The organism is Limnochorda pilosa (assembly GCF_001544015.1).
GTDB lineage: Bacteria > Bacillota > Limnochordia > Limnochordales > Limnochordaceae > Limnochorda > Limnochorda pilosa.
Genome location: NZ_AP014924.1, coordinates 1803536 through 1827700, shown reverse-complemented (window position 1 = coordinate 1827700; position 24165 = coordinate 1803536). Strand labels below are relative to the sequence as shown.

General features: G+C 71.8%; 20 protein-coding genes and 1 pseudogene. 4 read left to right on the top strand and 17 right to left on the bottom strand.

Going from position 1 to position 24165, the window contains the following annotated elements:
* Positions 1-19 precede the first annotated feature (19 nt).
* The 6 genes from miaB to LIP_RS08005 form a co-directional block, all read right to left on the bottom strand.
* The gene (gene miaB, locus LIP_RS08030) at positions 20-1474 is read right to left on the bottom strand and encodes a tRNA (N6-isopentenyl adenosine(37)-C2)-methylthiotransferase MiaB (protein WP_198409777.1); all 1455 of its coding nucleotides are present in this window, start codon (positions 1472-1474) and stop codon (positions 20-22) included.
* A gap of 255 nt (positions 1475-1729) precedes the next feature.
* Positions 1730-1999, bottom strand: a complete 270-nt coding sequence (locus LIP_RS08025) for a hypothetical protein (protein WP_068136623.1) — start codon at positions 1997-1999, stop codon at positions 1730-1732.
* Complete coding sequence (locus tag LIP_RS08020) at positions 1996-4770, bottom strand: penicillin acylase family protein (RefSeq protein ID WP_082726032.1); 2775 nt, start codon at positions 4768-4770, stop codon at positions 1996-1998. The genes LIP_RS08025 and LIP_RS08020 overlap by 4 nt, the downstream gene beginning before the upstream one ends.
* A gap of 163 nt (positions 4771-4933) precedes the next feature.
* Positions 4934-5806, bottom strand: coding sequence for an ABC transporter permease (locus tag LIP_RS08015; RefSeq protein WP_082726031.1), 873 nt, complete (start codon positions 5804-5806; stop codon positions 4934-4936).
* A complete protein-coding gene (locus tag LIP_RS08010; protein ID WP_068136616.1) occupies positions 5806-6834 on the bottom strand; it encodes an ABC transporter permease in 1029 nt (342 codons plus the stop codon). Before LIP_RS08010 ends, LIP_RS08015 begins: the two co-directional genes overlap by 1 nt.
* Before the next feature lie 132 nt (positions 6835-6966).
* Positions 6967-8514 (bottom strand): ABC transporter substrate-binding protein, encoded by a 1548-nt coding sequence (locus tag LIP_RS08005; RefSeq protein WP_068136615.1) that lies wholly within the window; start codon positions 8512-8514, stop codon positions 6967-6969.
* A gap of 196 nt (positions 8515-8710) precedes the next feature.
* On the opposite strand from LIP_RS08005, the gene LIP_RS08000 reads away from it, so the two are divergent.
* The 3 genes from LIP_RS08000 to LIP_RS07990 all read left to right on the top strand — a co-directional run bounded on the left by LIP_RS08000 (position 8711) and on the right by LIP_RS07990 (position 11546).
* Complete coding sequence (locus LIP_RS08000) at positions 8711-9385, top strand: response regulator transcription factor (RefSeq protein WP_068136612.1); 675 nt, start codon at positions 8711-8713, stop codon at positions 9383-9385.
* Between the two features lie 169 nt (positions 9386-9554).
* A complete protein-coding gene (locus tag LIP_RS07995) occupies positions 9555-10013 on the top strand; it encodes a hypothetical protein (RefSeq protein WP_068136606.1) in 459 nt (152 codons plus the stop codon).
* A 39-nt stretch (positions 10014-10052) separates the two neighbouring features.
* Positions 10053-11546 (top strand): sensor histidine kinase, encoded by a 1494-nt coding sequence (locus LIP_RS07990; protein WP_068136601.1) that lies wholly within the window; start codon positions 10053-10055, stop codon positions 11544-11546.
* 51 nt (positions 11547-11597) lie between these two features.
* Here the strand turns inward: LIP_RS07990 and LIP_RS07985 are convergent, their stop codons facing one another.
* From LIP_RS07985 to LIP_RS07950, 8 genes are all read right to left on the bottom strand, one after another.
* On the bottom strand, positions 11598-13577 hold the full coding sequence (locus LIP_RS07985; RefSeq protein WP_068136597.1) for a heavy metal translocating P-type ATPase: 1980 nt from the start codon (positions 13575-13577) through the stop codon (positions 11598-11600).
* A gap of 182 nt (positions 13578-13759) precedes the next feature.
* On the bottom strand, positions 13760-14947 hold the full coding sequence (gene thiI, locus LIP_RS07980; protein ID WP_068136595.1) for a tRNA uracil 4-sulfurtransferase ThiI: 1188 nt from the start codon (positions 14945-14947) through the stop codon (positions 13760-13762).
* Between the two features lie 31 nt (positions 14948-14978).
* Positions 14979-16133 carry a cysteine desulfurase family protein gene (locus tag LIP_RS07975; protein WP_068136586.1) on the bottom strand — a complete coding sequence of 385 codons (1155 nt, stop codon included), beginning with the start codon at positions 16131-16133 and terminating at the stop codon, positions 14979-14981.
* Positions 16134-16175: 42 nt separating this feature from the next.
* Positions 16176-17225, bottom strand: a complete 1050-nt coding sequence (locus tag LIP_RS20010) for an S-layer homology domain-containing protein (protein ID WP_068136582.1) — start codon at positions 17223-17225, stop codon at positions 16176-16178.
* 34 nt (positions 17226-17259) lie between these two features.
* Positions 17260-19362 carry a hypothetical protein gene (locus tag LIP_RS07965; protein WP_144440389.1) on the bottom strand — a complete coding sequence of 701 codons (2103 nt, stop codon included), beginning with the start codon at positions 19360-19362 and terminating at the stop codon, positions 17260-17262.
* A gap of 5 nt (positions 19363-19367) precedes the next feature.
* Entirely contained in the window at positions 19368-20276 is a 909-nt protein-coding gene (locus tag LIP_RS07960) for an energy transducer TonB (protein WP_144440388.1), read from the bottom strand.
* Positions 20277-20355: 79 nt separating this feature from the next.
* Complete coding sequence (locus tag LIP_RS07955; RefSeq protein WP_068136577.1) at positions 20356-20757, bottom strand: ExbD/TolR family protein; 402 nt, start codon at positions 20755-20757, stop codon at positions 20356-20358.
* Positions 20758-21372: a MotA/TolQ/ExbB proton channel family protein gene (locus tag LIP_RS07950; protein WP_068136575.1), complete on the bottom strand. Its 615-nt coding sequence runs from the start codon at positions 21370-21372 to the stop codon at positions 20758-20760.
* Between the two features lie 248 nt (positions 21373-21620).
* Between LIP_RS07950 and LIP_RS20495 the strand changes: the two are divergent.
* Positions 21621-21794: pseudogene (locus tag LIP_RS20495) on the top strand (benzoate transporter); the annotation flags it as partial.
* 46 nt (positions 21795-21840) lie between these two features.
* Here LIP_RS20495 and LIP_RS07945 read toward each other — a convergent pair.
* The 3 genes from LIP_RS07945 to LIP_RS07935 all read right to left on the bottom strand — a co-directional run bounded on the left by LIP_RS07945 (position 21841) and on the right by LIP_RS07935 (position 24141).
* Positions 21841-22380 (bottom strand): GNAT family N-acetyltransferase, encoded by a 540-nt coding sequence (locus LIP_RS07945; RefSeq protein ID WP_068136570.1) that lies wholly within the window; start codon positions 22378-22380, stop codon positions 21841-21843.
* A gap of 181 nt (positions 22381-22561) precedes the next feature.
* Positions 22562-23416, bottom strand: coding sequence for a PHP domain-containing protein (locus tag LIP_RS07940; RefSeq protein ID WP_068136567.1), 855 nt, complete (start codon positions 23414-23416; stop codon positions 22562-22564).
* 11 nt (positions 23417-23427) lie between these two features.
* Entirely contained in the window at positions 23428-24141 is a 714-nt protein-coding gene (locus LIP_RS07935; RefSeq protein WP_158509599.1) for a sigma-70 family RNA polymerase sigma factor, read from the bottom strand.
* Positions 24142-24165 lie beyond the last annotated feature (24 nt).

Here is a 24165-nt window from a genome sequence, read left to right as displayed (position 1 = left end):
CCTCGGTCGCCGGCCGCGTCTAGACGGCGGCGGTGGCGAGCCCCCGGCGCACCGGCTCCCCTTCCAGGGTGAAGGTCTGGGCACCGGTCACCCGCACCCGGACGAGCCGGCCGACGAGCGAGGCGTCGCCCTCGAAGACGACGATCCTGTTGCTGCGGGTGCGCCCCGTGAGCTTGCCGGGCTCCTTCTCCGAGGCGCCCTCCACCAGCACCTCGAGCTCCTGGCCGACCAGCTCGCGGTTCTTCTCGAGGCTGATGCGGTTCTGGAGGTCGATGAGCCGGTAGATCCGGTCCTTGGCCACCTCGGCAGGCACCCACTGCTCGGCGGGGAAGCGGGTGGCCGCGGTGCCGATGCGGGGTGAGTAGATGAAGGTGAAGGCGCCGTCGAAGCGCACCTCTTCCACCAGGGAGAGGGTCTCCTGGAAGTCCTCCTCGGTCTCGCCCGGGAAGCCCACGATCAGGTCCGTGGTGAGGGCGATGCCCGGGACCCCGCGCCGGATGCGCTCCACCAGCTCCAGGTACCCCTCCCGGGTGTAGTGCCGGCCCATCCGCTTCAGGGTGCGGTTGCTGCCCGCCTGCACGGGGAGGTGGAGGTGCTCGCAGACCTTCTCGTTCTCGGCCAGGGCCCGGATCAGCCGGGGCGTGACGTGCTTGGGGTGCGAGGTGGTGAAACGGATGCGGCGGATGCCCCGGATCCGGTTCACCTGGTAGAGGAGGCCGGCCAGGTCCACGTCCCCCAGGTCCCGGCCATAGGCGTCCGCCGTCTGGCCCAGGAGGGTGACCTCCCGGTAGCCCTGATCCGCGAGGGTCTGGATCTCGTCCAGGATCGCCTCGGGCCGCCGGCTCCGCTCGCGCCCCCGGGTGGTGGGCACGATGCAGTAGGTGCAGTGCTCGTTGCATCCGTAGATGATGGTGACGAAGGCCTTGAAGCCGTTCAGGCGCTGGACGGGCAGCCCCTCGACCACGTCCCCCTCCTCGTGCCAGACCTCGATCACCCGCTCGCCCGTCTCCTCGACCCGCTGCAGCAGCTCTGGCAGGCGGTGGAGGTTCATGGTGCCGAAGACCAGGTCCACGTGGGGCAGGGTCTCCTCGATACGGCGCTGCTCGGCCCGCTGCTGGGGCATGCAGCCGCAGATGCCGATCTTGAGCCAGGGCTTCCTGGCCTTCAGCTCCCTCAGGAGGCCGACGCGGCCGTAGACCTTGCGCTCGGGGTTCTCCCGCACCGAGCAGGTGTTGAAGAGGATCAGGTCCGCCTCACCCGTCTCGTCGGTGAGGGCGTAGCCCATGCGGGTCAGGAGGCCCCGCATCGTTTCCGAGTCGCGCTCGTTCATCTGGCAGCCGAAGGTGACCACCTGGGCCTTCCGGCCGCGCCCGAGGAAGGTCGCGGGCGCGGCCTCGCGGCTCGTCGCGGCCGGGAGGGTCCCGAAGCCGTTGGCGGACGGCCCCTTCCCCGCTCCGTTCACCGCCTCCGCCAAGCCCATCACCTCCAAAGGAGCAGACGTCGCACCCGCCACGGCATACCGGACGCCCCCGCTCGTGGGTACTGCCCGGCCCGTGCCCCAAGAATACGGGAAACGCCACCGACGCTGGCGCCATTATAGCACAGGCGATCGGATCTCAGCCAGGGGTGGCGTCGTTCGTTCGGTGCGGCGCCCCGGCACGCGGTCGTCTCACGATGGGATGGATCGAGGAGGGCAAGGAGCTGGGCCTGGACGTGGTTCCCCTTGGCTCTACGTCAGGGTCAAGGTCCAGACCGCCAGCGCCAGAAGGATGCCGCCCGAGACGACCCCGGTGACCCGAAGGGCACGGGGGCTCAAAGCCCGTCCCGTGACTCCCGCCGCCCCGGACACCACCAGCCCCCACACCGTCGACCCCGTGAAGACGCCGAGGGGCAGCCCAAGGCTGAGTGCCGGCGCCTTGGCTCGGGCGGAGAGGGCCGCAAATCCCAGGATGGTCAGCGGGTTGCCCAGGGCCCCCGCGCCCACGCGCGCGCCCGTCACTCCGGCTCCAGCACCATCCGCTCCACCGTCGCCTCCTCCACCGACGCATCGTCGAAGGGGACCGGATGGTACCGGTTGGTGAGCCAGAGGGGCAGCAGGTCCCCGAAGTGCTCCTGGCCCGGCGAGCCTGCCTGCCCTCCGGGAAGGGCGTTCACCGCGCGCACCCCTGCCGGGTCCAGCTCCACCACCAGCCGCTGGGAGGGACCGGCCGAGAAGCGGTACGACTCAGGCGTCCTCGAGCGCAGGTCCACCCCCGATGCGTCGGGCACCTGGTACCCCCCGTCGGTGGGGATGCCGCCCGCGAAGGCCGGGTCCCCGAACCCGGCCCCCGGCGGGACGGAGAAGGGCCCACCCAGCGGGCTCTGGAAGGTCACCCGGTGGAGGAGGCCCCACCGCGCGTCGGAGAGCCGCGCGGAACCCAAGGCCTTCACGAAGGGCTCCGAAGCCAGCCGGTCCAGGGCGGCCTTCAGAGTCTCGAGGAGCACCAGGTCCCGCTCGTCGGCAGCCGGGAGGCTGTAGCGGGGGTGGTCGAAGAGGCGGATCCCCGAGGTGCCCCGGCCCCGGGTCCGGTCGAAGGCCTCCAGATGGTAGACCAGGGCGTTCACCGCCAGGTCCTGGGGCGGAAGGGGCAGGCCGGCGCCGAAGCGCTTCAGGCCCTGCGTCACCGTGGCCTCCAGGAGCTCGCCCGCCCACACGTGGAAGAGGGTGGCCGCCACGCTCGCGCGTCCCTCCGCCTCCGAAGGCTCGGGCAGGTCGGCGGAATCGTCGCCCGCGTCGAAGCCTTCCCGGATGCCCGTGGGGGACCAACCGTCCCACCCCCGCAGGTACCCCATCGCTTCCTTGATCCGGCCGTCCCGGCGCAGGACCTCCAGGGGCCCCGGCGCGCCCGGCCGTCCCGCCCGTTCCCACGCCGCGACCAGGTGGGGCACCAGCCGCTGGGCCAGCTCCACCCGCACGTCGGCCTGGAGGCGCTGCAGGTCGTCGGGGGAGATGGAGCCGTCCCGGGCCAGCTCCGCCTCGATGCCGGCGGTGAGCCGTCCGGCCCGGAAGCCGTTGGCGTAGCCCTGGGCAAGGTAGAGGATGCCACCCGACGGCTGGCGCTCGTTGAGCGGGTCGTTGTCCAGGGTGGTGCCCACGGGGTCGTTGTTGGCCGTCACCACGAAGCCCGAGGCGGGATTGACCACGTGCGGCATCCCATCCTCGGGCAGGATCCGGAAGGGGAGCGCCTGGTGCTCGGGCCGGTCTTCCTGGGGGATCCACCCGTGCGGCAGAGCGCCGGTGCCGTCCCGGACCACGAAGGGCGGCCGGCCGCCGGCCACCGTCCCCTGCTCCAGGTCTTGCCGCAAGGGGAGCTCGGCGCTGGTGAAGTAGGCGATGTTCCCCTCCACGTCCGCGTAGCCCCAGTTCTGGGAGGCGGAGTCGAAGAAGCGGAGCCCCTCCCGGAACTCCTCCAGGGTGCGGGCCCGGTTCCAGATCCGCCAGTTGAGCCCGTCGTGGGTAGCGTAGAGCCCTGTCCACTGGACGGAGACGGCGGTCCCCGCCTGGCGGTCCATGGTCAGGATGGGCCCGTGGCGGGGCACCTCCAGCACCGCCGCCGGCACCCCCCTGCCCGGCGGGACGTCCACCAGATCGTCCATCCGCCCGTTCCCAGTCCGGTTCACCCGGAAACGCTGGGGCAGGACCCGGACCGGCTCGAGGCCGTCCTTCCACCGGGTGAAGAGCCGGCCGTCCTGCTCCACCACCTGCTCCAGGTAGGTGTCGGTCAGATCGATGACGTTATTGGTGGCCGCCCAGGCCATGGACTGGTTGAAACCGATGATCACGTAGGGGAAGCCCGGGAACTGGACGCCTGCCACCCGGTACGCCGGCTCTGAAACGCCCGTCACCTCCTGGTCCATCTGGTACCAGATGGGCGGCGAGTCCAGGCCCAGGTGGGGGTCGCTGGCCAGCAGGGCGTGGCCCGTGGCCGAGATGGACGGGGCGATGATCATCCAGTTGCTCCCCAGGATCTCGGGGTTCGGAAGGGCCGAGCGCAGGAGGGCGAGCTCGCGGTGGATGTCGGGAATCTCCGCCAGGGGCGAGAGTCCCGTCGGCCCCCCCTCTGCCCGGGCGTGCGCGTCCAGCCAGCCCGGGATCGCGAGGGTGGGATCGGCCGGCGCCACCCGCCACACGTCCCGGAAGAGCGCCGCGCCCGCCTGGGGTCCCAAGGCTTTCTGGTAGCTTTCCGCGGCCGCGCTGGTCTCCAGGTCGGGGCTGAAGGAGAGGCCGAAGCCGATGAGCTTCAAGATCGCGATGCTCTCCTCGGGCTTCCAGGCCTCCACCCGGGACAGCTCCAGGGCCCGGTACTCCGGCGGAAAGGTCCCCTCCCGGGTCGCCTGCGCGATCCAGTCGTTGACCCCTTGAGCGTACGCCCGGAGCTCGGCCTGCATCGCCTCGGGCAGCACCGCCAGGGAGGCCTGGGCCGCGCGGGCCAACCCCACGGTGCGGAAGAGGACATCCCTCTCCAAGACCCTCTCGCCCAGGAGCTCGGCCAGGGTGCCGGCCGCGGTCCGGCGGTTGACGTCCATCTGGAAGAGCCGGTCGCGGGCGTGGAGGTAACCCGTCGCGTAGGCCAGGTCCAAGCTGGTCTGAGCCCGCACGTGCGGGATCCCGTGCCGGTCCACCCGGACGTCCACCGACGCCTGCACGCCGGCCGCACCGGCCGGGGCGAGGAGGAGCGCACCCAGGACGAGGACGGCTACCAAGCCCAACCCAACGAGACGCGCGCGCATCGCGGATCCCCCTCGAGGCCACAGGGTTTGATCCCAGCTTCATCCAGGATTCTCCAGACGCTGTGCCAATCCTCCCAACTCCCTGACACATCGCGGCAGGGCCATCTCCTGGAAGGACGGGCCGCTCGCGGCCGACGCGCGGCCCGTCGAGCGGGCCCGCCCCTCACCGCCGGGGGTTGAGCCAGTCGCTGATCCCCTCGCCCAGCATGCCGAAGCCCAGGGCGAGGAGCACCACCAGGAGCCCCGGGAAGGTGACCGGCCACCAGATGCCCGAGGGGAGGAAGGCGCGCCCGCTCTGGAGGTCCCAGCCCCAGTCGGGGGTCGGGGGGGCGATGCCCAGGCCCAGGAAGGAGAGGCCCGCGGCGGTGAGGATGGCGTCGGCCACGTTGAAGGAGGTGATGGCCAGCACCGCGTTGAGGGTGTTGGGGGCCACGTGCCGGAAGAGGACCGCCGCCGAGGAGGCGCCGATGGCCCGGGCCGCCTCCACGTGCTCCCGTTCCTTGATCTGGAGGACCTGCGCCCGGGCCACCCGGAAGTAGGTGGGCACGTAGACCACCGAAACGGCCAGGATCATGTTGGGAAGCCCCGGCCCCAGCATGGCGGCGATGATGATGGCCAGCACCAACGACGGGAAGGAGTAGATGGAATCCATCGCCAGCGAGAGCAGCCGGTCGGGGTAGCGGCCCACGAAACCCGAGATCCAGCCCAGGAAGGTGCCCACCGCCAGCGCGAAGGCTGCGGAGACGACGGAGACCTCGAGCGGGATGCGCCCACCGTAGATCAGCCGTGAGAGCACGTCGCGCCCGAGCTGGTCCGTGCCCAGCCAGTGCTCGGCGCTGGGGGGCTGGAGGCGGCCGCCGCCCCGGTACTCGGTGGGGTGGTACGGCGCGAGCCATGGGGCCAGGAGGCTGACCAGGAGGAAGAAGACGACCACGCCCGCGCCGATCCAGAGCAGAGGGCGGCGCCGGAAGCGCAGGCGCGCGGTGAGCCTGCGGACCGAGACGACGGGACCGGCGGCCGCATCGGAGGCGCCCATCAGTACCGCACCCTCGGGTCCAGGATGCCGTAGGCCAGGTCCACCAGCAGGTTGATGGTGGTCACGAAGAGGGCGATGAAGACCACGCTCCCCTGGATCGCGTTGAAGTCCCGGGCGGTGATGGAATCCAGCAGGTACCGGGCGAGGCCGGGCCAGGCGAAGGTCACCTCGGTGAGGATCGCCCCCGCCATCAGGAGGGCGAACTGGAGCCCCACCACGGTGACGATGGGGATCAGCGCGTTCCGCAGCGCGTGCCCGTAGACGACCCGCCGCTCCGAGAGCCCCTTGGCCCGGGCGGCGTTGATGTACTCCTGGTCCAGCACCTCCAGCATGCTGGAACGGCTCATGCGCCCAACCAGGCCCGAAAGGAGCAGGCCCAGGGTGAGGGCGGGAAGCACCAGGTGCCGCAGGGCGTCGGCCAGCACGGCCCCGTTGCCGGCCAGGAGCGCGTCGAGCACGTACAGCCCGGTCGCTCCCCGGAAGGTGTAGAGGTGGAGCACCTCCAGGCGCCCGCCCACGGGCAGCCACTTGAGGAAGACGCTGAAGACCAGCTGCAGCACCATGCCGAACCACGGGATGAAGATGGCGAAGGAGGCCACGTTCAGGACCCGAAGGGCATGGTCGCGGGGCTGGTCGTGGTGGGTGGAGGCGTGGATGCCGCTCCAGAGGCCGATGGGGACCGCCACCAGCATCGCGAAGACGGCCAGCTCCAGCGTGGCAGGGATTTTCCCCAGGATGTCCTCCCACACCTCGTTGCCCGTTCGGGCCGAGACGCCCAGGTCCCCCCGGGCCACGCTCCCCAGGTAGTGGACGTACTGGAGCGGGAGCGGCTCGTCGAGCCCCAGCCTCGCCCGCAGGGCCGCCGCGGTCTCGGGGGGGACGTTGCGGCCGCCCAGGATCGCCTGGGCCGGGTCGCCGGGCATCACCCGCAGCACCAGGAAGACCACCGTGAGCAACACCAGGAGCATCGGCACCGTCACCACCAGACGGCTGACCGCGTACCGGCCCAGACCGCTCAGTCTCCCCACCCCTTTCGGGCGGCACCGGGCGGCGCGAGGTGTCCCGCCGCCCGGTGCCGGTCGCACCGGACCCACCCGTGAGGCGGCGCCGCGCCCGCCCAAGGGCGAGCGGGCGCAGCCGGATCCGGGGGGTCCTTCAGATCACTCCTTCTCCACCAGCCAGAGCGGAAGCCGCATGTCGGCCGGAAGGAGCAGGTTCTTCACGTTCGGCTTGGCCACGGCGAAGTGCTCCAGGGTGTTGTACCAGAGCGGGATGGTCGCCGCGTCCCGGAACTGGATCCGCTGCAGCTGCCGGTAGATCTGGCCGCGGCGGGCGTCGTCCACGAAAGAGCGACCCAGGACCAGGAGCCGGTCCACCTCCTCGTTGCTGTAGAAGGTCCCTAGGCTCTTGCCGCCCGCAGTGGAGTACCAGGGGTCGATGTAGTTGTCGGGGTCCAGGTAGTCCGGATACCAGCCCAGGAGGAAGAAGCCCAGCTCGCCCGAGGTGAACTTGTCCACCATGGTCCCCCACTCCAGCGGCTGGAGCTGGACCTGGATCACGCCTGTCTCCTCCAGGCTCGCCTTGAGCACCGCGGCCACGTCGGCCTCGCGGTCGGTGTAGTGTCCCGACGCGTCGAACCACAGGTTGATGGAGAGCGGCTCGGCCTGAGTGTAGCCAGCCTGGGCCAGCAGCGTGCGGGCCTCCTCCAGGTTCCGGTGGGGATAGGTCTCCAGCCGGAAGGGAAGCCCGATAGGCACCATCGAGTAGGCGGGCCGGTTGAAACCGCCGAAGGCCTGCTGGATGATGGCATCGCGATCGACCGCGTGCGCGATGGCCTGCCGCACGCGAGCGTCGTCGAAGGGTTTGAAGGTGACGTCGAAGACGATGTAGCGCAGGCTCAGGCCGCCCTCACCCTCGATCACCTGGACCCTGGGGTCGCGCCGGAAGGCGGTGAGGTCCTCGGCGTTGAGGCTCCGCCACGCCACGTCCAACGAGCCCGACCGCATGGCCAGGGCCAGGCTGGAGGCGTCGGGGAAGTACTGGACGATCACCTGCTGGATGGGCGGCTTCGGGCCCCAGTACCCTTCGTAGGCCTCCAGGACCGCGATCTCGTCGGGCCGGTACTGGGCGAGCCGGTAGGGACCGGTGCCGATGGTCCCCTGGACTGCCGTCACCTTCTCGGTCTCATCCACCGTCTCGGCCGTGTAGGAGGTGGGACTCACGATGAAGGCCGGCGCGTCGAAGGCGAGCTTGCCCAGGAAGGTGGCGTCCGGATGCCCCAGGGTGATGCGGGCGGTGGTTTCATCCAAGGCCTCGACCTTCTGGATGTCGCCGATGAGGAAGACGGGGTCACCGTTCAGCTTCAGCGCCCGCTCGAAGGAGAACTTGACCGCCTCCGCGTTGAAGGGGGTCCCGTCGGTGAAGGTGACGCCCTCGCGCAGGTGGAAGGTGTAGACCAGGCCGTCGTCCGAGATCTCCCACGAGGTGGCCAGCGCCGGCTCCAGCGCTTCGGTATGGGGGTTCAACTGCAGAAGGCCGTCGTGGGTGTGGGCGATGATCCACCAGCCCGGAAAGTCGTAGGACTCGGTGGGCTCCAGGGTGGGCGGGTTGTCGGTGGTGCCCAGCACCAGCGGCTGCTGTGCACCCGCCGCGGCGCCGAAGAGGAGGACGAGGGCGAGCAGGGCGCCCAGCGTGCGGGGTCGGTGCATCGCGTTCGCTCCTTTCCCGTGATGAGGTTCGTACCCTGAATCCACGGACGGTCCGGCACCCGGCTTGCCCCCGTGCCCTCTCATGGGCTACCCTGGTACCGGAGCGGGCCGCCGAGCGACCGATGCCCCCGGCGGCTTGGCACGGTACTTCGCTGGATGGAACGCCATTCCCTTCCAGGTGCTGAGGCGGTGACGGATGGCCAAGATCCTGCTGGTCGAGGACGACCGGCCCCTGGCGCGTCTGGTGGAGGCCTACCTGGTCCGGGCGGGGCACACGGTGATTTCCGCGCTCGCGGGCGACGAGGCGCTGGCCCTATGGAAGAGCGAGCAGCCCGACCTGGTCGTGCTGGACCGGATGCTGCCGCGCGTCAGCGGCGAGGAGGTCTGCCGCCGGATCCGCGAGGCGTCCGAGGTGCCCATCCTCATGCTCACCGCGAAGGAGAGCGAGGAGGATCGGGTGGAGGGCTTCCGGCTGGGCGTCGACGATTACGTGGTCAAGCCCTTCTTGCCCCGGGAGCTGGTGGCCCGGGTGGAGGCGCTCCTCCGCCGGGCCCGCCGCGACTGGCTGGCGCCGCCCCGCTCCCCGGAGATCGGCGCCTTCCGCTTGGATCCCGCCGCCCGCCGGGCCTGGGTGGATGGGCGGGAGCTGGAGCTCACCCCCACCGAGTTTCGACTGCTGCAAGTCCTGCTGGAGCACGCGGGCGAGGCGGTGGGCCGGCGATCGTTGGAGCAGGCGCTCTTCAGCGGCTGGGCGGACGCGAGCGCGCTCTACGTCCACGTGCGCCACCTGCGCCAGAAGATCGAACCGGACCCCGCCCACCCCCGGTACCTGAAGACGGTCCACGGCACCGGCTATCGGCTGGATCCCTGAGGGCCCACCACCCGCCGGCAGCCCTTCCATACCCTTCCAGCCGACCTTCAGCTTTCCTTAAGCTCGCCCCCGGTATGCTGAAGGCGAGGAGAGCGGGCGGACGCCCGCCTCCAGACGCCCCCGAACGGGGCGACTCGAACGCCACCATTCACCGAGGAGGGGTAGACCGATGTCCCGTCGTCTCGTCGCCATCGGCGGCGCGCTCCTACTGGTGCTGGGTCTCGCCATCGGCGCCGCCCAGACCCTGAACGCCCAGCAGGCGGAAACGCCGCAGACTCAGCAGTCGCCCGCCTTCCCGGCGCCCTACGCCTGGGATCGCTGGAACAGCCTGAACGACGAGCAGAAGGCTGAGCTCCAGAATGCCCGGAACCAGATCCTGGACGCCCAACTCCAGCTCCTGGAGAAGCAGGCCGAGCTCGGGCTCGTGGACCCGCGGGTCGTGGAATACCAGAAGCAGCGGATCGAGTGGTTGAAGCAGGCGCCGGCCGGCCCCGGTCCCGGAGCCGCCTACGGCTGCCCCGGCTACGGCCCTCAGGGAGCCCGCGGCTTCGGTGCCCGCGGCCGCTCCTACGGGGCGGGCCGTGGACCGGGCATGGGCGGCTGGGGTATGATGGGTCCGGCGTGGTAGGTCCGGGCTCCGTAGAGCACGCCCCGGTGGGGTGATCCCATGCACCGCTTCTCGGGGAGGGCTGGCCTGCGCGGCCAGCTCCTCCTCTATTCCATCGTGATCGTCGTCCTGGCCCTGGGGCTCGTGTGGGGCGGCAGCCGGGTGGCCTTCGAGCGCGCCTTCCAGAGCTACCGCAGCCAGGCGGTGGAAGGGCAGGCCCAGGCTACGGCCGATGCCGTCGTCGCCCTCCTCACGCGCGAGCAAGGCGGCGCCTCCGAGATGAGCCTCCTGCATCTGGCCGGGGTCACCTCTACCCGCATCCGCTGGCTGGATGCGGCGGGCCGCGTGCGGCTCGACACGGGGGCGACCGTGGGCGAGATGGGCATGCGGGGCGGCATGGGCATGGGCATGGGCCGGTCCGGGCGGGCCGGGTGGCCCTGGTCCCGTGGGCTCCCCCTGGAACCGGTGGAAGGCGCCGCCGTGGCCCGCGCGTTGCCGGGCGGCCTCGGGCGAGTGGAGGTCCGCCCGGTGGGGATTCGGGGCGTGCTCCAGCCCCAGGACGTGGCCTTCAAGGAGGAGTTGGATCGGTCGATCCTGACCGCGGCCGTGGCCAGCCTGGCCCTGGCGTCGCTGGCGGCCCTGCTGGGGGCACGGGTGGTCGGGCGCCCCATCGAGCGCATGGGTGCCGCGGTCCACGCCCTGCCGGACCTGCTGCCCGAGCCCGTCCCCGAAGCGGGTCCCAGGGAGGTACGGGAGCTGGCCCGGGGGATCAACGCCATGAGCCGGCGCCTCCACCTGCTGGAGCACCTGCGCCGCAAGGGCCAGGGCGAGGTCGCCCACCAGCTTCGTACCCCGCTGGCCATCCTCCGGGGCTACCTGGAGGCGGTGCGGGATCGGGTGATGGCCCCGGATCAGGCCGTGGAGGAGATGGAGCGCGCCGTCTCCCGCCTCGACCGCCTGGCCGAGGAGCTCTCCCGCCTCAGCCGGGCGGACCGGATGGAGATGGGGCTCACGCCCGGCCAGGTCGCGTGGGAACCGTTCGTGGCCGATCTCGGCCGGGCGTGGGCACCGGCCGCGGCCCGGGCGGGGATCCACCTGGAGGTGGACGCACGGCCCTCGGGTCTGGTGGAGGCGGACCCTGAAGCCGTTTCCGAGGCCGCCGGGAACCTGCTCGAGAACGCCTTGCGCTACACGCCCGGGGGCGGCCGGGTGACCCTCCGGGGCGGAGGCGATGCCTCCTGGGTCTGGCTGGACGTGGTCGACACCGGTCCCGGTATCGAACCCGACGAGCAACCCTTCGTCTTCGAGCGCTTCTTCCGGGGACGGGGCGCCGAGGAAGGATCGACCGGGACAGGCCTGGGGCTGGCCATCGCGCGCCAGCTGGTGGCCGCCCACGGCGGGCGGATCGAGCTCGAGAGCACCCCGGGCCAGGGCAGCCGCTTCCGGCTCCGCCTGCCCCGCCGCTTCTCCCCGCCCATCCGGCCGCTGCCCGAGGCCGGGCGGAGCGGGCCCGTCACCGGAATCGGTCCCCAGGGCGGATCCCCACCCGGTTGAGGGACGCCGTCCGGGCCCCACCGCGGGGCCCGGGCGGGGCGGTGCCAGCGGTCAGGCCGGGCTCCGCCAGGCCAGGAGGCGCAGACCGTTCAGCGCCACCAGCACCGTGCTCCCCTCGTGTCCCAGCACGCCCAGGGCCAACGGCAGGCCGGCGCTGAGGGTGAGGAGCACCAGCCCCCCGATGACCCCAAAGGCGATGAAGAGGTTCTGACGCACCCGGGCGAGGGTGAAGCGGCTCAGCCGGAGGGCCTCGGGCAGGTGGAGGAGCCGGTCGCCCATGAGGACCAGGTCCGCCGACTCCAGGGCCACGTCGGTGCCGGCCGCGCCCATGGCGATGCCCAGGTCGGCCGAGGCCAGCGCAGGCGCATCGTTGACGCCGTCACCCACCATGGCCGTCCGCCCCCGGTCCTTGAGGGCCGCGATCACCTGCTGCTTCTGCTCGGGCAAGAGCTCGGCCCGCACCTCATCCACGCCCACCTGGGCCCCGATGGCCTCCGCCACCCGCCGGTTGTCGCCCGTGAGCATGACCACCTGCCGGACGCCGGCCTCTCTCAGGCGCCGGACCGCCTCGGCCGCCTCGGGCCTCACCTCGTCCACGACGGCCAGCAAGCCCAGGATGTCCACGCTCGACGCGGCCATATCCGGCGCGCGCCCCACGGCCATCACCGTCTTCCCCTGCCCCTCCAACCCGGAGAGCTCTTCCAGGGGCCTGCCCTGGAGGGGTGCCCCCAGCCGCTCGAAGAGCCTGGGCGAGCCGACCCACACCCAAAGGTCCCCCACCCGACCCCGGACCCCCAGGCCGGGCAGGGCCTCGACCTCCTGGGCCGTGGGCTCAAGGCCCTGATCGCGGGCCGCCCGGACCAGCGGCTCGGCCAGAGGGTGCTCGGAGCTCCGCTCCACCGCCGCGGCGAGACCTAGGAGCTCCCGGCGATCCACCGGCCCCGTGGGAACCACGTCCGTTACCCGGGGCTTGCCGGTGGTGAGGGTGCCGGTCTTGTCGAAGGCCACGATCTCCACGTCGCTGGCACGCTCCACCGAGACCCCGCCCTTGAACAGGAAGCCCAGGCGGGCCCCCCGGGCGATGGCGGAGAGGAAGGCCGGCGGCGAGGCCATCACCACCGCACAGGGTGAGGCGACCACCATCAGCACCATGGCCCGGTAGAAGGCCTCGTGGAAGGGGACGCCCAGCGCGAGGGGGAGGCCCGCGGCGACGGCGGTGACCCCCAGCACCGCCCACGCGTAGCGCTGCTCCAGGCGTTCCATGCGGCGCTGGGTTTGCGCCTTCTGGGCCTGAGCCCGGGCCACCAGCCGGACGATGCGGGCCAGGGCCGTCTCCGAGGCGCGCCGGGTCACCCGCACCCGGAGCGTGCCCATCTGGTTCAGGGTGGAGGCGAAGACCTCGTCGCCCGGACCCTTCTCCACCGGGATCGACTCGCCGGTGATGGTCGACTGGTCCACGCTGGAACGCCCCTCCACCACCTCACCGTCCACGGGCACCTGCTCGCCTGGACGGACGACCACCCACTGGCCCGGGAGCACGTGCTCCACGGGAACCTCGCGCTCGGTGCCGCGCTCGTCCACCACGCTAGCCTTCTCCGGGCGGAGGCGCATCAGCGACTCGACGGCCCGCCGGGTCCGATCCACGGCGTGCTCCTGCAGGGCGTTGCTGAGGGAGAAAAGGAAGAGAAGGCTCGCCCCCTCGGCCTGCTGGCCGATGGCCGCCGCCCCCAGCGCGGCCAGGACCATGAGCAGGTCCACGTCGATCACCCGCTGGCGCAGGGCGTCCACGGCCTGCCAGGTACTGCGCAGGCCGCCCGCCAGGTAGGCCGCGGCGTAGAGGGCGACGCGGGCTCCGGTCCACTCTGCCGGAATCCCCCAGGCCGCGAGCGCCAGGAGCAGGGTGAGCCCCGGCTCGGCGAAGAGGCGGTACCGGCGCCACAGCGCGAGCACCCGGTGGCTCGCCCGAATCGGGCGGGACGTGGGACTCCATTCCCCCTGCAGGCGTTCCTCCCGGACCGAATCGGGGATCATGCCGGCACCTCCGCGGGTCCTATCTATGGATAAGCTATCGCTACAAAGAATCAATCCTGGCTACGAGGTCAGTTTACCACCGTGGGGCATTCTGTCAAGGCTCCCTTGGCATCTTGCGGGGGAGATGGGCGGAACCGGGGCCCCGGCCCAAGGGCAGGGAGGCGCTCCCGGATGAGGAAGGCTCAGCGGGAAGGCAGCCGGGCGTCGCCGGGAGCGCGACGCTCCTCCACCTCGGTGCCCGCCACCGCTTCGCCCACCAGCGCTTGGACCGCGAGAGCGGCCTCGGCGGCCTCCGCCTGGAGGCGATCGGGATGGGTGGCCGGGTGGGCCGGGACGAAGAGGGTGCAGCAGTCCTCGTAGGGGCGGATCGAGATGGCATAGGTTCCGATGGCCTGGGCGCGGTCGATGATCTCGGACTTGTCCAGACCGATCAACGGCCGGAGAACGGGGAGGCGCACCACGTCGTTGATCGCGGCCAGGCTTTCGAGGGTCTGGGAGGCCACCTGTCCCAGGCTCTCCCCCGTCACCAGCGCGGCCAGCCCGTCGCGGGCCGCGAGCCGCTCGGCGATGCGGAACATCATGCGCCGCATGACGGTGATGCCCAGCTCCGGGGGAACGTGCTTGCGGATGGCGGTCTGAATCCGGGTGAAGGGCACCGTGTGGAGCCTCACCGGGCCGCCCCAGGCGGCCAGCACGTCGCAGAGATCCTGTACCTTCTGGAGCGCCCGGGGGCTGGTGAAGGGAGGACTCTGGAAGTGGACGGCCGACAGGGGCACGCCCCGCTTCATCGTGTACCATCCCGCCACAGGGCTGTCGATGCCGCCCGAGAGGAGCAGGAGCGCCGGCGAGGCCACCCCCACCGGGAGTCCACCGGGCCCTGGAACGTCGCGGACGTAGAGGTAGGCGTGCCTCTCCCGAATCTCCAGCCGCAGGCGGACCTCGGGGTGGCGCAGGTCCACGCTCAGCCCGTCCAGGTGTTCGAGCAGGTGCGCGCCCACCTTCCGATTGAGCTCGATGGAATCCAGCGGAAAGGCCTTGTTGGAGCGGCGGGCCTCTACCTTGAAGCGGGCCGGGCGCCGTTCGCCGCGCACCAGGCGGAGGGCGGCATCGAGGATGGCCTCCGTCTCCAGGGGGGTCTCCACCGAAGGGTGGAGCCCCACCACGCCGAAGACCCGTCGAAGCCGGGCCAGGGCCTCGTCGGTCCGGCAGGCAGGGTCCACGAAGAGCCGGCCGTAGCCCCGCTCCACCCGGGCGTCCGGAAGATCCTCGAGCGCGCGTCTCAGGTTGGCGGCCAGCCGGTGCTCGAAGTGGGGGCGGTTCTCCCCCTTCAGGCCGATCTCTCCGTAGCGCACCAGGATCAGCTCGCGCACCCTGCTCCCCCTCGGACGGCCGGCGGAGGCGTCACCCGATCATCGCCCGGAGCTCGGCGACGGTGCGTGCCACCGCGTCGATGGCCTGGTCCACCTCGGCCTCGGTGGTCAGGGGCGACAGGCTGAAGCGGATCGCTCCCTCGATCGCCTCCTGCGGCTCGCCCAGGGCCGCAAGCACGTGGCTCGGCCCGGTGTGGCGGGACGAGCAGGCCGAGCCCGTGGAGACGTAGACTTCCTCTGCCTCCAGCCCATGGACCAGGACCTCGCCCCGGAGCCCCGCAAAGGCCAGGTTGAGGATGTGGGGGGCTGCATGCTCCTCCTCGGGACCCAGCCGGCGGACGCCGGGGACGCGCGAGCGGATCCCTTCTTCCAGGCGTCGCCGCCTCTGGGCCACCCGGGGGGCCTCCCCCCGCCGGGAGAGGGCCAGCTCGGCGGCCCTGCCGAAGCCGACGATCCCGGGAACGTTCTCGGTACCGGGCCGGAGATCCCGTTCCTGTCCCCCTCCCCGTACCAGGGGGATCAGGCGGACCCCCGGGCGGATCCAGAGGGCCCCCACCCCCTTGGGGCCGTGCAGCTTGTGGGCGCTGACGCTGAGGAGGTCGCAGCCCCACGCGCGGGGGGTGACCCGGGTGAGCCCGGCCGCCTGGATGGCGTCCACGTGGAAGAGCGCCTCGGGGCAGCGCTCCTTGACGACCCGCACCAGCTCCTCCACCGGTTGCACGGTGCCCAGCTCGTTGTTCACGCGCATGACGCTCACCAGGACGGTGTCGTCCCGCAGCCGCTCGGCGAGCCGGTCCGGCAGCACCCTCCCCTCGCGGTCCACCGGGACCTCCTCCACCCGGAAGCCCTCGTCGGCCAGGCGGCCAGCCGCCTCCCTCACCGAGGGGTGCTCCACCGCGCTCACGAGCACGTGGCGGCCGCGCCGGGCCCGAGCCCGGGCGCCGCCCTGGGCGGCCAGGTTGTTCGCCTCCGTCCCGCCCGAGGTGAAGACGATCTCGTCGGGCGCGGCCTCGAGCAGCGCGGCGACCTGCTCCCGGGCCCTCCGTACCTTCCGTTCGGCCTCCACGCCCAGGCGGTGCAGCGACGACGGATTCCCGAACCCCTCGGGGCTCATGGCTTCCACCATGGCCCCGATCACCTCAGGGTCCGGGGGCGTCGTGGCGCTGTGGTCCAGGTAGGCTCGCACCGCTCCCGCCTCCCCTGCTCCATGCTAGGCTGCCCAGGTAGGCTACTTGATGACCAGGGCCGCCACCACCGCCACCAGCGCCGCCGCCACCCCCACGACGCTGGTGGTGCGCAGCGTGCGGGTCTCCTCCTCCGCCTTGCTGCGGTAGGCGTCGAAGTCGCGCTGGAGGGTGGCAAGCTGGCGCTCGAGCTGGAGCTGCCGGGTCTGGACGCCCGCCACCGTCCCCGGCGTGCTCTGGAGCACGTCCAGGCGGTTGGCCAGGTCCCGGATCTCGGCGAGGAGCTGGCGGTCCGCCCCCGTCATCTCCTGACGCTGCTGCTGCAGGCTCTTCTGGAGCTCGTCCACCTGGCCCTGGAGCTGGGTGGCCACGTCGGCCTGCTGGGCGAGGCGTTCGGAGGTCTGCTTGAGCCGGCTCGACAGGTCCGCCAGGTTCTGGCCCAGGTTGATGCCCTGAACCCCCAGGTCGCCCTCGATCTGGTTCTGGAACTCGGCCAAACGCTGGTCCAGGGTGCCCGTCTGGAGACCCAGGTCCTCCCGGAGCTTGGCCAGGTCCTGGGAGATCTGCCCGGCCTGGTCGGCCAGCCCCTTCAGGTTCGCGTCCCGTTGGGCCGCCGCCTGCTCCAGGGAGTCCACCTTGGCCAGGACCGACCCGACGGTGCCGTCCAGGGCCGCCACGGACTTCTCGGCCGCCTGGATCCGTTGGGTCAGGGTCTCCTCGGACTGGTACCAGTCCCGGAGCTCCTGGCGGAACTCGGTGGCCAGGTCCTTGAGGACCTGAACGTCCGAAGAGGAGGGTGTGGCGGCCCCGGAGCCGACCTGATCCAGGATCCGCGCGATGGCGGCCGCGAAGGTGTAGCGGTCGACGGGCTGGTCCCCCCGGAAGGTCCGGTCATCGTAGAGGGTGAGGTACCCCTCGTCGATGAGGCGGCGTACGGCCTCGTACGCCCAGTGCCCGCTGGGAACATCGCGGATCGTCTGTTCCTGGGCCCAGAGGGGAGCGGGCGCCAGGACCAGGAGGGTGAGAGCCAAGGCAACGGCCCTGCGGGCCCAGCCCCGGACCCGGGTCCGGCCATGGAGCGAATGCTGCTGCACCGTGTCCACTTCCTTTCGCAAGCAAAAAGCCAACTCAGGGCTCTTCGGTCTTCGGTTCCGCCAACCACACCTGCACGTCCTCTTGCACCGCCAGGCCCGCGGACGGGGTCACCCTCTGGGGGGGCTGGCCCGCCTCGGCCGAGAGCGCCACGCTCTCGAGGGCTAGCGTGGTGGGCCCGCTCCCGACGACTTTGAACTCAAGCCTGGCGAAGGTATCCGTGGCGAGAATCAGAGGGGACCATCCGGCCCTGTCTCCGGAGATGATCACTCGGCCGGGTTGCGAGATGTCCGGCTCACCCCAGTGACCCACGCTCCCCTCGATCAAGAGTCGCCCAGGTTCGACGCGCAGGAGCCGTAGGCGCTCAGGATCGTACCGAATCACCACGGAGCCGCCCCAGAAGCTCCTCAGATTCATGGCACGGACGTAGACATCCAGGTTCCCATCGCGGAAGGGCCGCTCCGCGTCTGAAGGAGCCTCGGGTTCCAGCCAGAGGCGCGCCTGCAGCCTCGGCACCTGGATGGACCGGGAAATCCGCTGGGGCTCTCCGGTGTTGCTCGCCCCCACCGCGACGTTGTAGTAGAAGTTGCCGTCATACTGGCCGGTGGGCCGGAGCTCCCATACGAGCTCCTGGCTCTCCCCCGGCCCCAGACGCCGCAGGAGCCTCTGTTCGGCGTCGCCGGGTACCAGGCGGAGCTGGCCCTGCACCGCGGGGGCGAGGCGCGCCAGCACCCACTCGGCCGAGGAGCCGCCCGCATTGTGGAGCGTCACCTTCACCTGGAACCGTCCGGGGTCGTAGCCCCCGCCGTCGGCCTGCCCGAGCCGCTGGAGGGCGTCCACCTGCACCTGCAGGCGAGCCGGGGCAAGCACCTCCACCCCGCGGCTCCCCTCGTTGGACTCGGCGTTGGTGGCGCTCACCCGAACCCGGTACGTAAAGGTCCCCACGGTGCCCGGCGGCACCTCCAGTTCCCACCGGACCTGCCCGGTGCCGCCCGATGGGAGGTTCCCCAGGCTGCGGCGGGCCTCGGCCTCGCCCCCCACCACCTGGAACTCCCTGGGCGGGATCAACTCCGCGACGACGTTGAGCGCGTCGCCCGCGCCCGTGTTCTGAACGTAAGCGACCACCGTGAACGGCCGGGGCTGATCCTGGGACCCCTCGATCTCCTTGGCCGAGGTCAGGCCCAGCGAGAGCTGCCCGGGCGCGATGTCGATGCCACCCAGCCCGTAGTAGGTCACGTAGTCACGGCCCTCGCCCGCGGCCAGCTCCTTCGGGTCCCAGAAGAGGGCGATGGCCGAGTCCAGGTCGAACTCGCCCTTGCGGGTGAAGTCACGACCCGCTTGGAAGTCGAAGCTCCACGCCCCGTCGGCCAGGCTTCCCCAGTTGCTCATGTAGACGCGCTCGGGCGGCGCCTCCCCCGGGTGTCGGAGGGTGCCCTGGGCCATCACCTGCGGGTTGCCCAGGTCGTCGAAGGCTTGCCAGAACTCGGGGATCTCGGCGCCCACCAGAGGGGTGTCGGTGGTGATGGCCCGCTCGGCCACCCGGAAGGGCGCCCCGTCGTTCTCGCCCAGCATGGTGTCCAGCATGATCCTGAGGCCCACTCGGTGCGGGCGGCTGTCGGTGTTCTCGACGTGGTAGGCGATCCGCACCGTGTCCATCAGGCCCGTGGTGAGGCTCCGGGCGAAGCTGAGGGTCTGGGTCACCTCCAGGGGTCCCAGGTTCCAGGCGGCCACCACCGCGTCGCCCTCTCGCTCGGGCAGGCGGACCGCGGTGCCGTAGTTGGCGCTCCGGCCGGCCCGCCGCTGGGCGGGCCCCCCGAAGACCCAACTCACCCCGTCGATCTGAACCGTGGTGTAGCTGGTCCAGGGACCCGGGTCCCGCGTCCCGTAGATGAGCGGCTTCTGATCGTCCTCGGGGCGGTCGGGGTCGCCGCCGGTCGTGTAGACGGCGAAGCGGCCCGTGTCGTTGCGGCCCGCGTTCACCAGGATCTCCACGTACTCGTTGGCCACGGTGACCAGCTCGGAGCTGCCGCCCCCGGCGGCCTTCTCCTGGCCGAGGGCGGCAGGCGCCGCCGCCAGGCACAGGCTCAGGGCCAGCACCAGCGGCGCCGCGAGGAGGCGGGTCTGCGATCGGCGCTGCATCAGCATCATCTCTCCTGGAGGTACTCCGCGGATCCTACGGGTTCCAACTGGCCCACGAACGCGCCGCCGTCTCGGCGGAAGGAAACCCGGATACGAACGGCGTACGGCGCCGCCTGGCGCGTGGCGTGAAGCTGGCCGGTCCGCACCCGGTACTCCACCCCTCGTACTGCGTAGTCATCCAGAACCTTGTGGCCAGAGGGCTCGAGCAATACCACCCGCTGGACCTGGCCGTTGGCGTCCAGCTCGAGGCGGAGCTGCACCTCTCCCTCCAGGCCCTGGTTCTCCGCGTTCTTCGGGTAGCCCAGGGCGGTGCCGCCCAGGGTGAGGAGCGATCCGGGCTCGCCCAGCGGCGGCAGGCGCGGGGGTCCCGGATCCTCGGGGACCGGCTCCGAGGCCGGCTCCGTACTGGCCGCCGCGCCGTCCTGCTCGGGGGCGGCCTGGTCCGCCGGCGGCTCCTTGGGCGAGGGCTGGGGGGCCGGTTTCGGCTCCGGCTTGGGGGCGGGCTGCGGCTTGCGCGCCTCGGGCGCGGGCTCCTGGCCCTGCGTGCTGGTGAGCGGCCGGTCGGCTGGCCTGGCCTGGGCCGGAGCCTGGATGGCTGGCTCCGGGGGCGCCTCCTGTTCGGCACGGTCGGCCGGCGTCGGCTTCGGTTCCGGCGCGGTGGCGGGCTTCGGTTCCGGCTTCGGGGGCGCAGGCGGGGGCTTCCGCTCGGGCTGGACGGGCTGCGGCGTGGTCCGCTGCGCGGCCGTGGGCTCGTCCACACGTACCACCTGGACCACGCCCCCGCTCAGCAGCGACGGGAGCTGGGCGCCCGCCCGGTTGGCCCACTGGGGCGCGAAGAGGAGCACCACCACGTGGAGCAACGCGGAGATGAGCAGGAAGGTGCCCATCGGCGAGCTGTCCGGTTCACGTCCCACGGTCGTCTCCCCCCTGCCCTGCCGAGCCGTGCCCGTGCAGCCGGCGGCGCCCTGTCTTCCGGGAACCGGCCAGCCTGTCCTACGTGTCGGTGCGAACGGCCAGCGCGAGGCGGTAGCCGCCCACCGAGCGGACGTCGTCGATGGCACGCACCACCTGCTCGTACCGGGCCCGGCGGTCACCCCGGATGATCACCAGCAGATCGGGCCGGTCCGCCAGGGCGCGGCGGATCTCCTGCTGGAGCTCGGCGGAGGTGACGGCGCGGCCGCCCAGGTAGAAGCGGCCGTCCTCGCGAACGGTCACCACCAGCTCCGAGGGTACGTTCTGGCGCGCCGTGGCCGCCCTCGGCAGCTGGACGTCCAGCCCCGCCGGTTCGGTGCGGAAGGTGGTGAAAAGCATGAAGAAGACCACCAGGAAGAACATCACGTCGATCAACGGGACGATGTTGACCGCCGTGCGGGGGCGGCGCCGCCGCGTGATCAATCAGGCCACCCCCCGGAGGTTGTGGATCTCGACGACCTCCGACGCCGCCCGGTTCATGTCCTGCACCCGGCGGTCCACGATGCTGCTCAACCAGTTGTGGGCGAAGAGAGTCGGGATCGCGATGATCAGCCCGGCTGCGGTGGTGATGAGGGCCTGCGCGATGCCGGAGCTGATGGCCGCCGGGTCGCCCACGCCCTGGGCCGCCGACAGGATCTGAAAGCTGTCGATGATGCCGAGGACGGTCCCCAGGAGCCCAAGCAGCGGGGCGATGGCCGCGATGGTCTCGAGCCAGACCAGCCGTCGCTCCATCTTGTACACCTCATCTTGCCCGGCCTGCTCGATGCGCTCCCTGAGCTCGCGCGAGGGGCGGTCGAAGTTGGCCACGGCCACCGACAGGACCGCCGCCACCGGACCCCGATGGCGCTTGGCGATCTGGACCGCCTCCAGGAGCCGCTCCTGTTCCAGCGCGACGTGGACCTCCTCGACAAGCTCGTCGGTGTTGGCGCGGTTCCGGCGGAGGTACCAGATGCGCTCGAGGAAGACCGCAAACCCGATGAGGGAAAGCAGCCCGAGAGGGATCATGACCGGTCCGCCCTGGATGAAGATGTCCACCATCGCACACAACCGCCTTTCCCGGGACCACGCGGTTCACCCGCACGCGTGAGGACGATGCAGGCCTGCCCTCCACCTGGGCTTCCGCTTCGGCACCTCAGCCAGCCGGGTACTTCGACGGCGCGCCGAGCCACTCCTTTCTAGATCCGCCAATTGTTGGCGGCAGCCCGTGGGCGGAAATGGGAGAAAGAGAGGGATGAGACCGGTCCAATCGCGGGGAACCGCGGCGGACGCCTCGAGGGGGGAGTCCCGTGACCCGGGCGAAGGAGACGCGGAAGGTCGTGGCCCGCTCCGGGAAAGAGCCGTCGCCTTGGGCGGCGGCGGTGGAGCGGGCCAAGTGGGAGGTCGCCCGATCGCTGGGCCTCGATGCCCGCGTGGAGGCGGCGGGCTGGGGCTCGCTTCCCGCCCGCGACGCGGGCCGGATCGGAGGGAAGCTCCGTGGCAGGCTGCGGCTGGGCCTGGCCCGGAGCGTCAGGACGTCTGCGGCAGGCGGTGCCCTCGGGAATCGGGGCGAGCCGTCATCAGCAGGATCTCCTTCGGCATCCCGTCGGAAGCCTTGCGGACCAAGCGCCCCTCGGGGAGGAAGCCGCTCTTGACGTAACACCGGATCGCGCGGCGGTTGGAGGTGAAGACGCGCAGGTAAACCCGGCGGAATCCGAGCTCCTCGAAGGCGTAGGCCAGGAGCGCCCGTACGGCCTCGGTGCCGTAGCCCTGGTCCCAGTAGGCTTTCTCGCCGATGCGGATGCGGAGCTCCCCTTCCCTGGCCCGCCAGCTGATCTCGCCCAGGGCGATGTCGCCGATGGCCGTGCCATCCTGGGCCTCGATGATGAACTGGCGGCTGCGGCGGTCGCTGCATGCACGCTGGTACCACAGGCGGCCCTCGTCGGGCTCCTCCGGGTACTCGCCCTCCAGGAGCTCGCGGATCTCGGGGTCGTTGGTCCAGCGAACGATGTGGTCCAGGTCCTGGGGTTGCAGGGGGCGCAAGCGGACCCGTTGCCCGCGGTCGGTCATGTTGAGCCACCCTTTCTGCGACGAAGGCTGCGTTGAGTGGTGCGTCGACGGCTGCAGCTGGGAGACGGGGCCCGCCGGGCCCCCCTCGGTCAGGTGGCTGTCGTCCCCTGAGAGTTCCGGGCGGAGCCCGGCAACCCTTCTGGCAATGGGTGTTAGACGTGGGAGCCGGGTGTCGGCACGCTCAGGCGTGCGGCGACGGGGCCGCCCTGGCCCGGAGGTCCTCGACCCAGCTCAGAGGAATGCGCACCCGTCCGGGCTGGTCGTGGGGGCCGGCGCTGCCGTGGGCGTCCGAGCCGCCCGTGGGCAGGAGCCCCAGGTGGCGGGCGAGGCGGAGGTAGCGCTCCTGCTCCGAGGGCCCGTGGGACGGGTGGGCGACCTCGAGCCCCACCAGGCCCTGCCCCCGCATGAGCGGGATCAGGCCGTCCACCTGGGCCAGGTAGGGGTGGGCCAGGACGGCCACCCCACCGGCGGCGCCGATGAGGCGGATGCCTTCGCGCACCGAGAGGCGCGCGTGGGGGACGTACGCCGGCCGCCCCTCGGCCAGGAACTGGTCGAAAGCCTGGTTCAAGCGGCCCACGTACCCTTTCTCCAGCAGCGCCCTGGCCACGTGGGGGCGCCCGACGCTTCCCGAGCCCGCCAGCTCCCGCACCCGGGCCCACTCCACCGGGTATCCCAGGGCCGCGAGCCGGCTGACCATGAGCCGCGCCCGGCGCCGCCGCTGGCGCTGGAAGAGGGCAACGTGCCGCGCGAGGGCCGGCGAGTGCACGTCCACGAAGTAGCCCAGCAGGTGAACCTCGTGCCCGGCCCAGGCGGCGGAGACCTCCAGCCCCGGGATCACCTCCACCCCCATGCGCCGGCCCGCCTCCTGGGCCGCGGCGATGCCGGCCACGGTGTCGTGGTCGGTGAGGGCGACCACCCGGAGCCCTGAGGCGCGGGCCTCCTCCACCACCTGGGCGGGCTCCCGGCGCCCGTCGGAGGCGTTGGAGTGCACGTGCAGGTCGGCCAGCAGCGCGTCCTGCAGCCCGGCCGGGTCCATCCGGTCGCCCCCTAGACGTGCCATTCGGCCCGCAACCTCTCCAGCGCGCGGCGCTCCAGGCGCGAGACCTGGGGTTGAGAGAGCCCCAGGTGGGCGGCCACTTCCTTCTGGCTCTGGCCTTCCCAGAAGCGAAAGCGGACGATGATCCGCTCCCGGGGGTCCAGGCGCTCCAGCGCCTCGGCCACCGCCAGGCGCTCGGCCCACTCCTCCTCGCTGGTGCTCGCGGCCAGGCGTTCCTCGAGCCTCCGCTCATCCTCGGGCGCGAGCGGCTGCTCCAGGGAGAGGGGTTCCCGGAGGGCCTCCAGCGCCTGAAAGGCCTCGTCAGTCTCCACCCCCGCCGCCTCGGCCAGCTCGGCCAGGGTGGGCGAGCGCTCCAGAAGCTGGGTGAGGCGGCTCCGTTCCGCACGGAGCCGGCGTCCCAGCTCCTCCAGGCGGCGGCCGGCGCGCAGGCCCTGGTTCTGGCGGATGAGGGCCCGTACCTCGCCGGCGATGACCGGTACCGCATAGGTCGAGAAGCGGAAGCCGCGATCGGGGTCGAAGCCGTGGAGGGCCTTGAGGAGCCCTACGGTGGCAGCCTGTACCAGCTCCTCCTGCTCGAAGGCACCCCGCCGGAAGCGGGAGGCCACCTCGCGCACCAGGGGCAGGTGACGGACCGCCAGCTCCTGGCGGGCCTCCGGGTCGCCCTCCCGGGCGCGCCGGTAGAGCGCCTGCTCCTCCGGCTCCACGGCGCCGGATCCCGGCGCGGGGGG

What these genes read in the sequence shown, in the direction of transcription:
- LIP_RS08020 (WP_082726032.1), bottom strand. Translation starts at nt 4,770, where the DNA reads ATGCGCGCGCGTCTCGTTGGGTTGGGCTTGGTAGCCGTCCTCGTCCTG.
- LIP_RS08015 (WP_082726031.1), bottom strand. Translation starts at nt 5,806, where the DNA reads ATGGGCGCCTCCGATGCGGCCGCCGGTCCCGTCGTCTCGGTCCGCAGG.
- LIP_RS08005 (WP_068136615.1), bottom strand. Translation starts at nt 8,514, where the DNA reads ATGCACCGACCCCGCACGCTGGGCGCCCTGCTCGCCCTCGTCCTCCTC.
- LIP_RS08000 (WP_068136612.1), top strand. Translation starts at nt 8,711, where the DNA reads ATGGCCAAGATCCTGCTGGTCGAGGACGACCGGCCCCTGGCGCGTCTG.
- LIP_RS07995 (WP_068136606.1), top strand. Translation starts at nt 9,555, where the DNA reads ATGTCCCGTCGTCTCGTCGCCATCGGCGGCGCGCTCCTACTGGTGCTG.
- LIP_RS07990 (WP_068136601.1), top strand. Translation starts at nt 10,053, where the DNA reads ATGCACCGCTTCTCGGGGAGGGCTGGCCTGCGCGGCCAGCTCCTCCTC.
- LIP_RS07985 (WP_068136597.1), bottom strand. Translation starts at nt 13,577, where the DNA reads ATGATCCCCGATTCGGTCCGGGAGGAACGCCTGCAGGGGGAATGGAGT.
- LIP_RS07965 (WP_144440389.1), bottom strand. Translation starts at nt 19,362, where the DNA reads ATGCAGCGCCGATCGCAGACCCGCCTCCTCGCGGCGCCGCTGGTGCTG.
- LIP_RS07950 (WP_068136575.1), bottom strand. Translation starts at nt 21,372, where the DNA reads ATGGTGGACATCTTCATCCAGGGCGGACCGGTCATGATCCCTCTCGGG.
- LIP_RS07945 (WP_068136570.1), bottom strand. Translation starts at nt 22,380, where the DNA reads ATGACCGACCGCGGGCAACGGGTCCGCTTGCGCCCCCTGCAACCCCAG.
- LIP_RS07940 (WP_068136567.1), bottom strand. Translation starts at nt 23,416, where the DNA reads ATGGACCCGGCCGGGCTGCAGGACGCGCTGCTGGCCGACCTGCACGTG.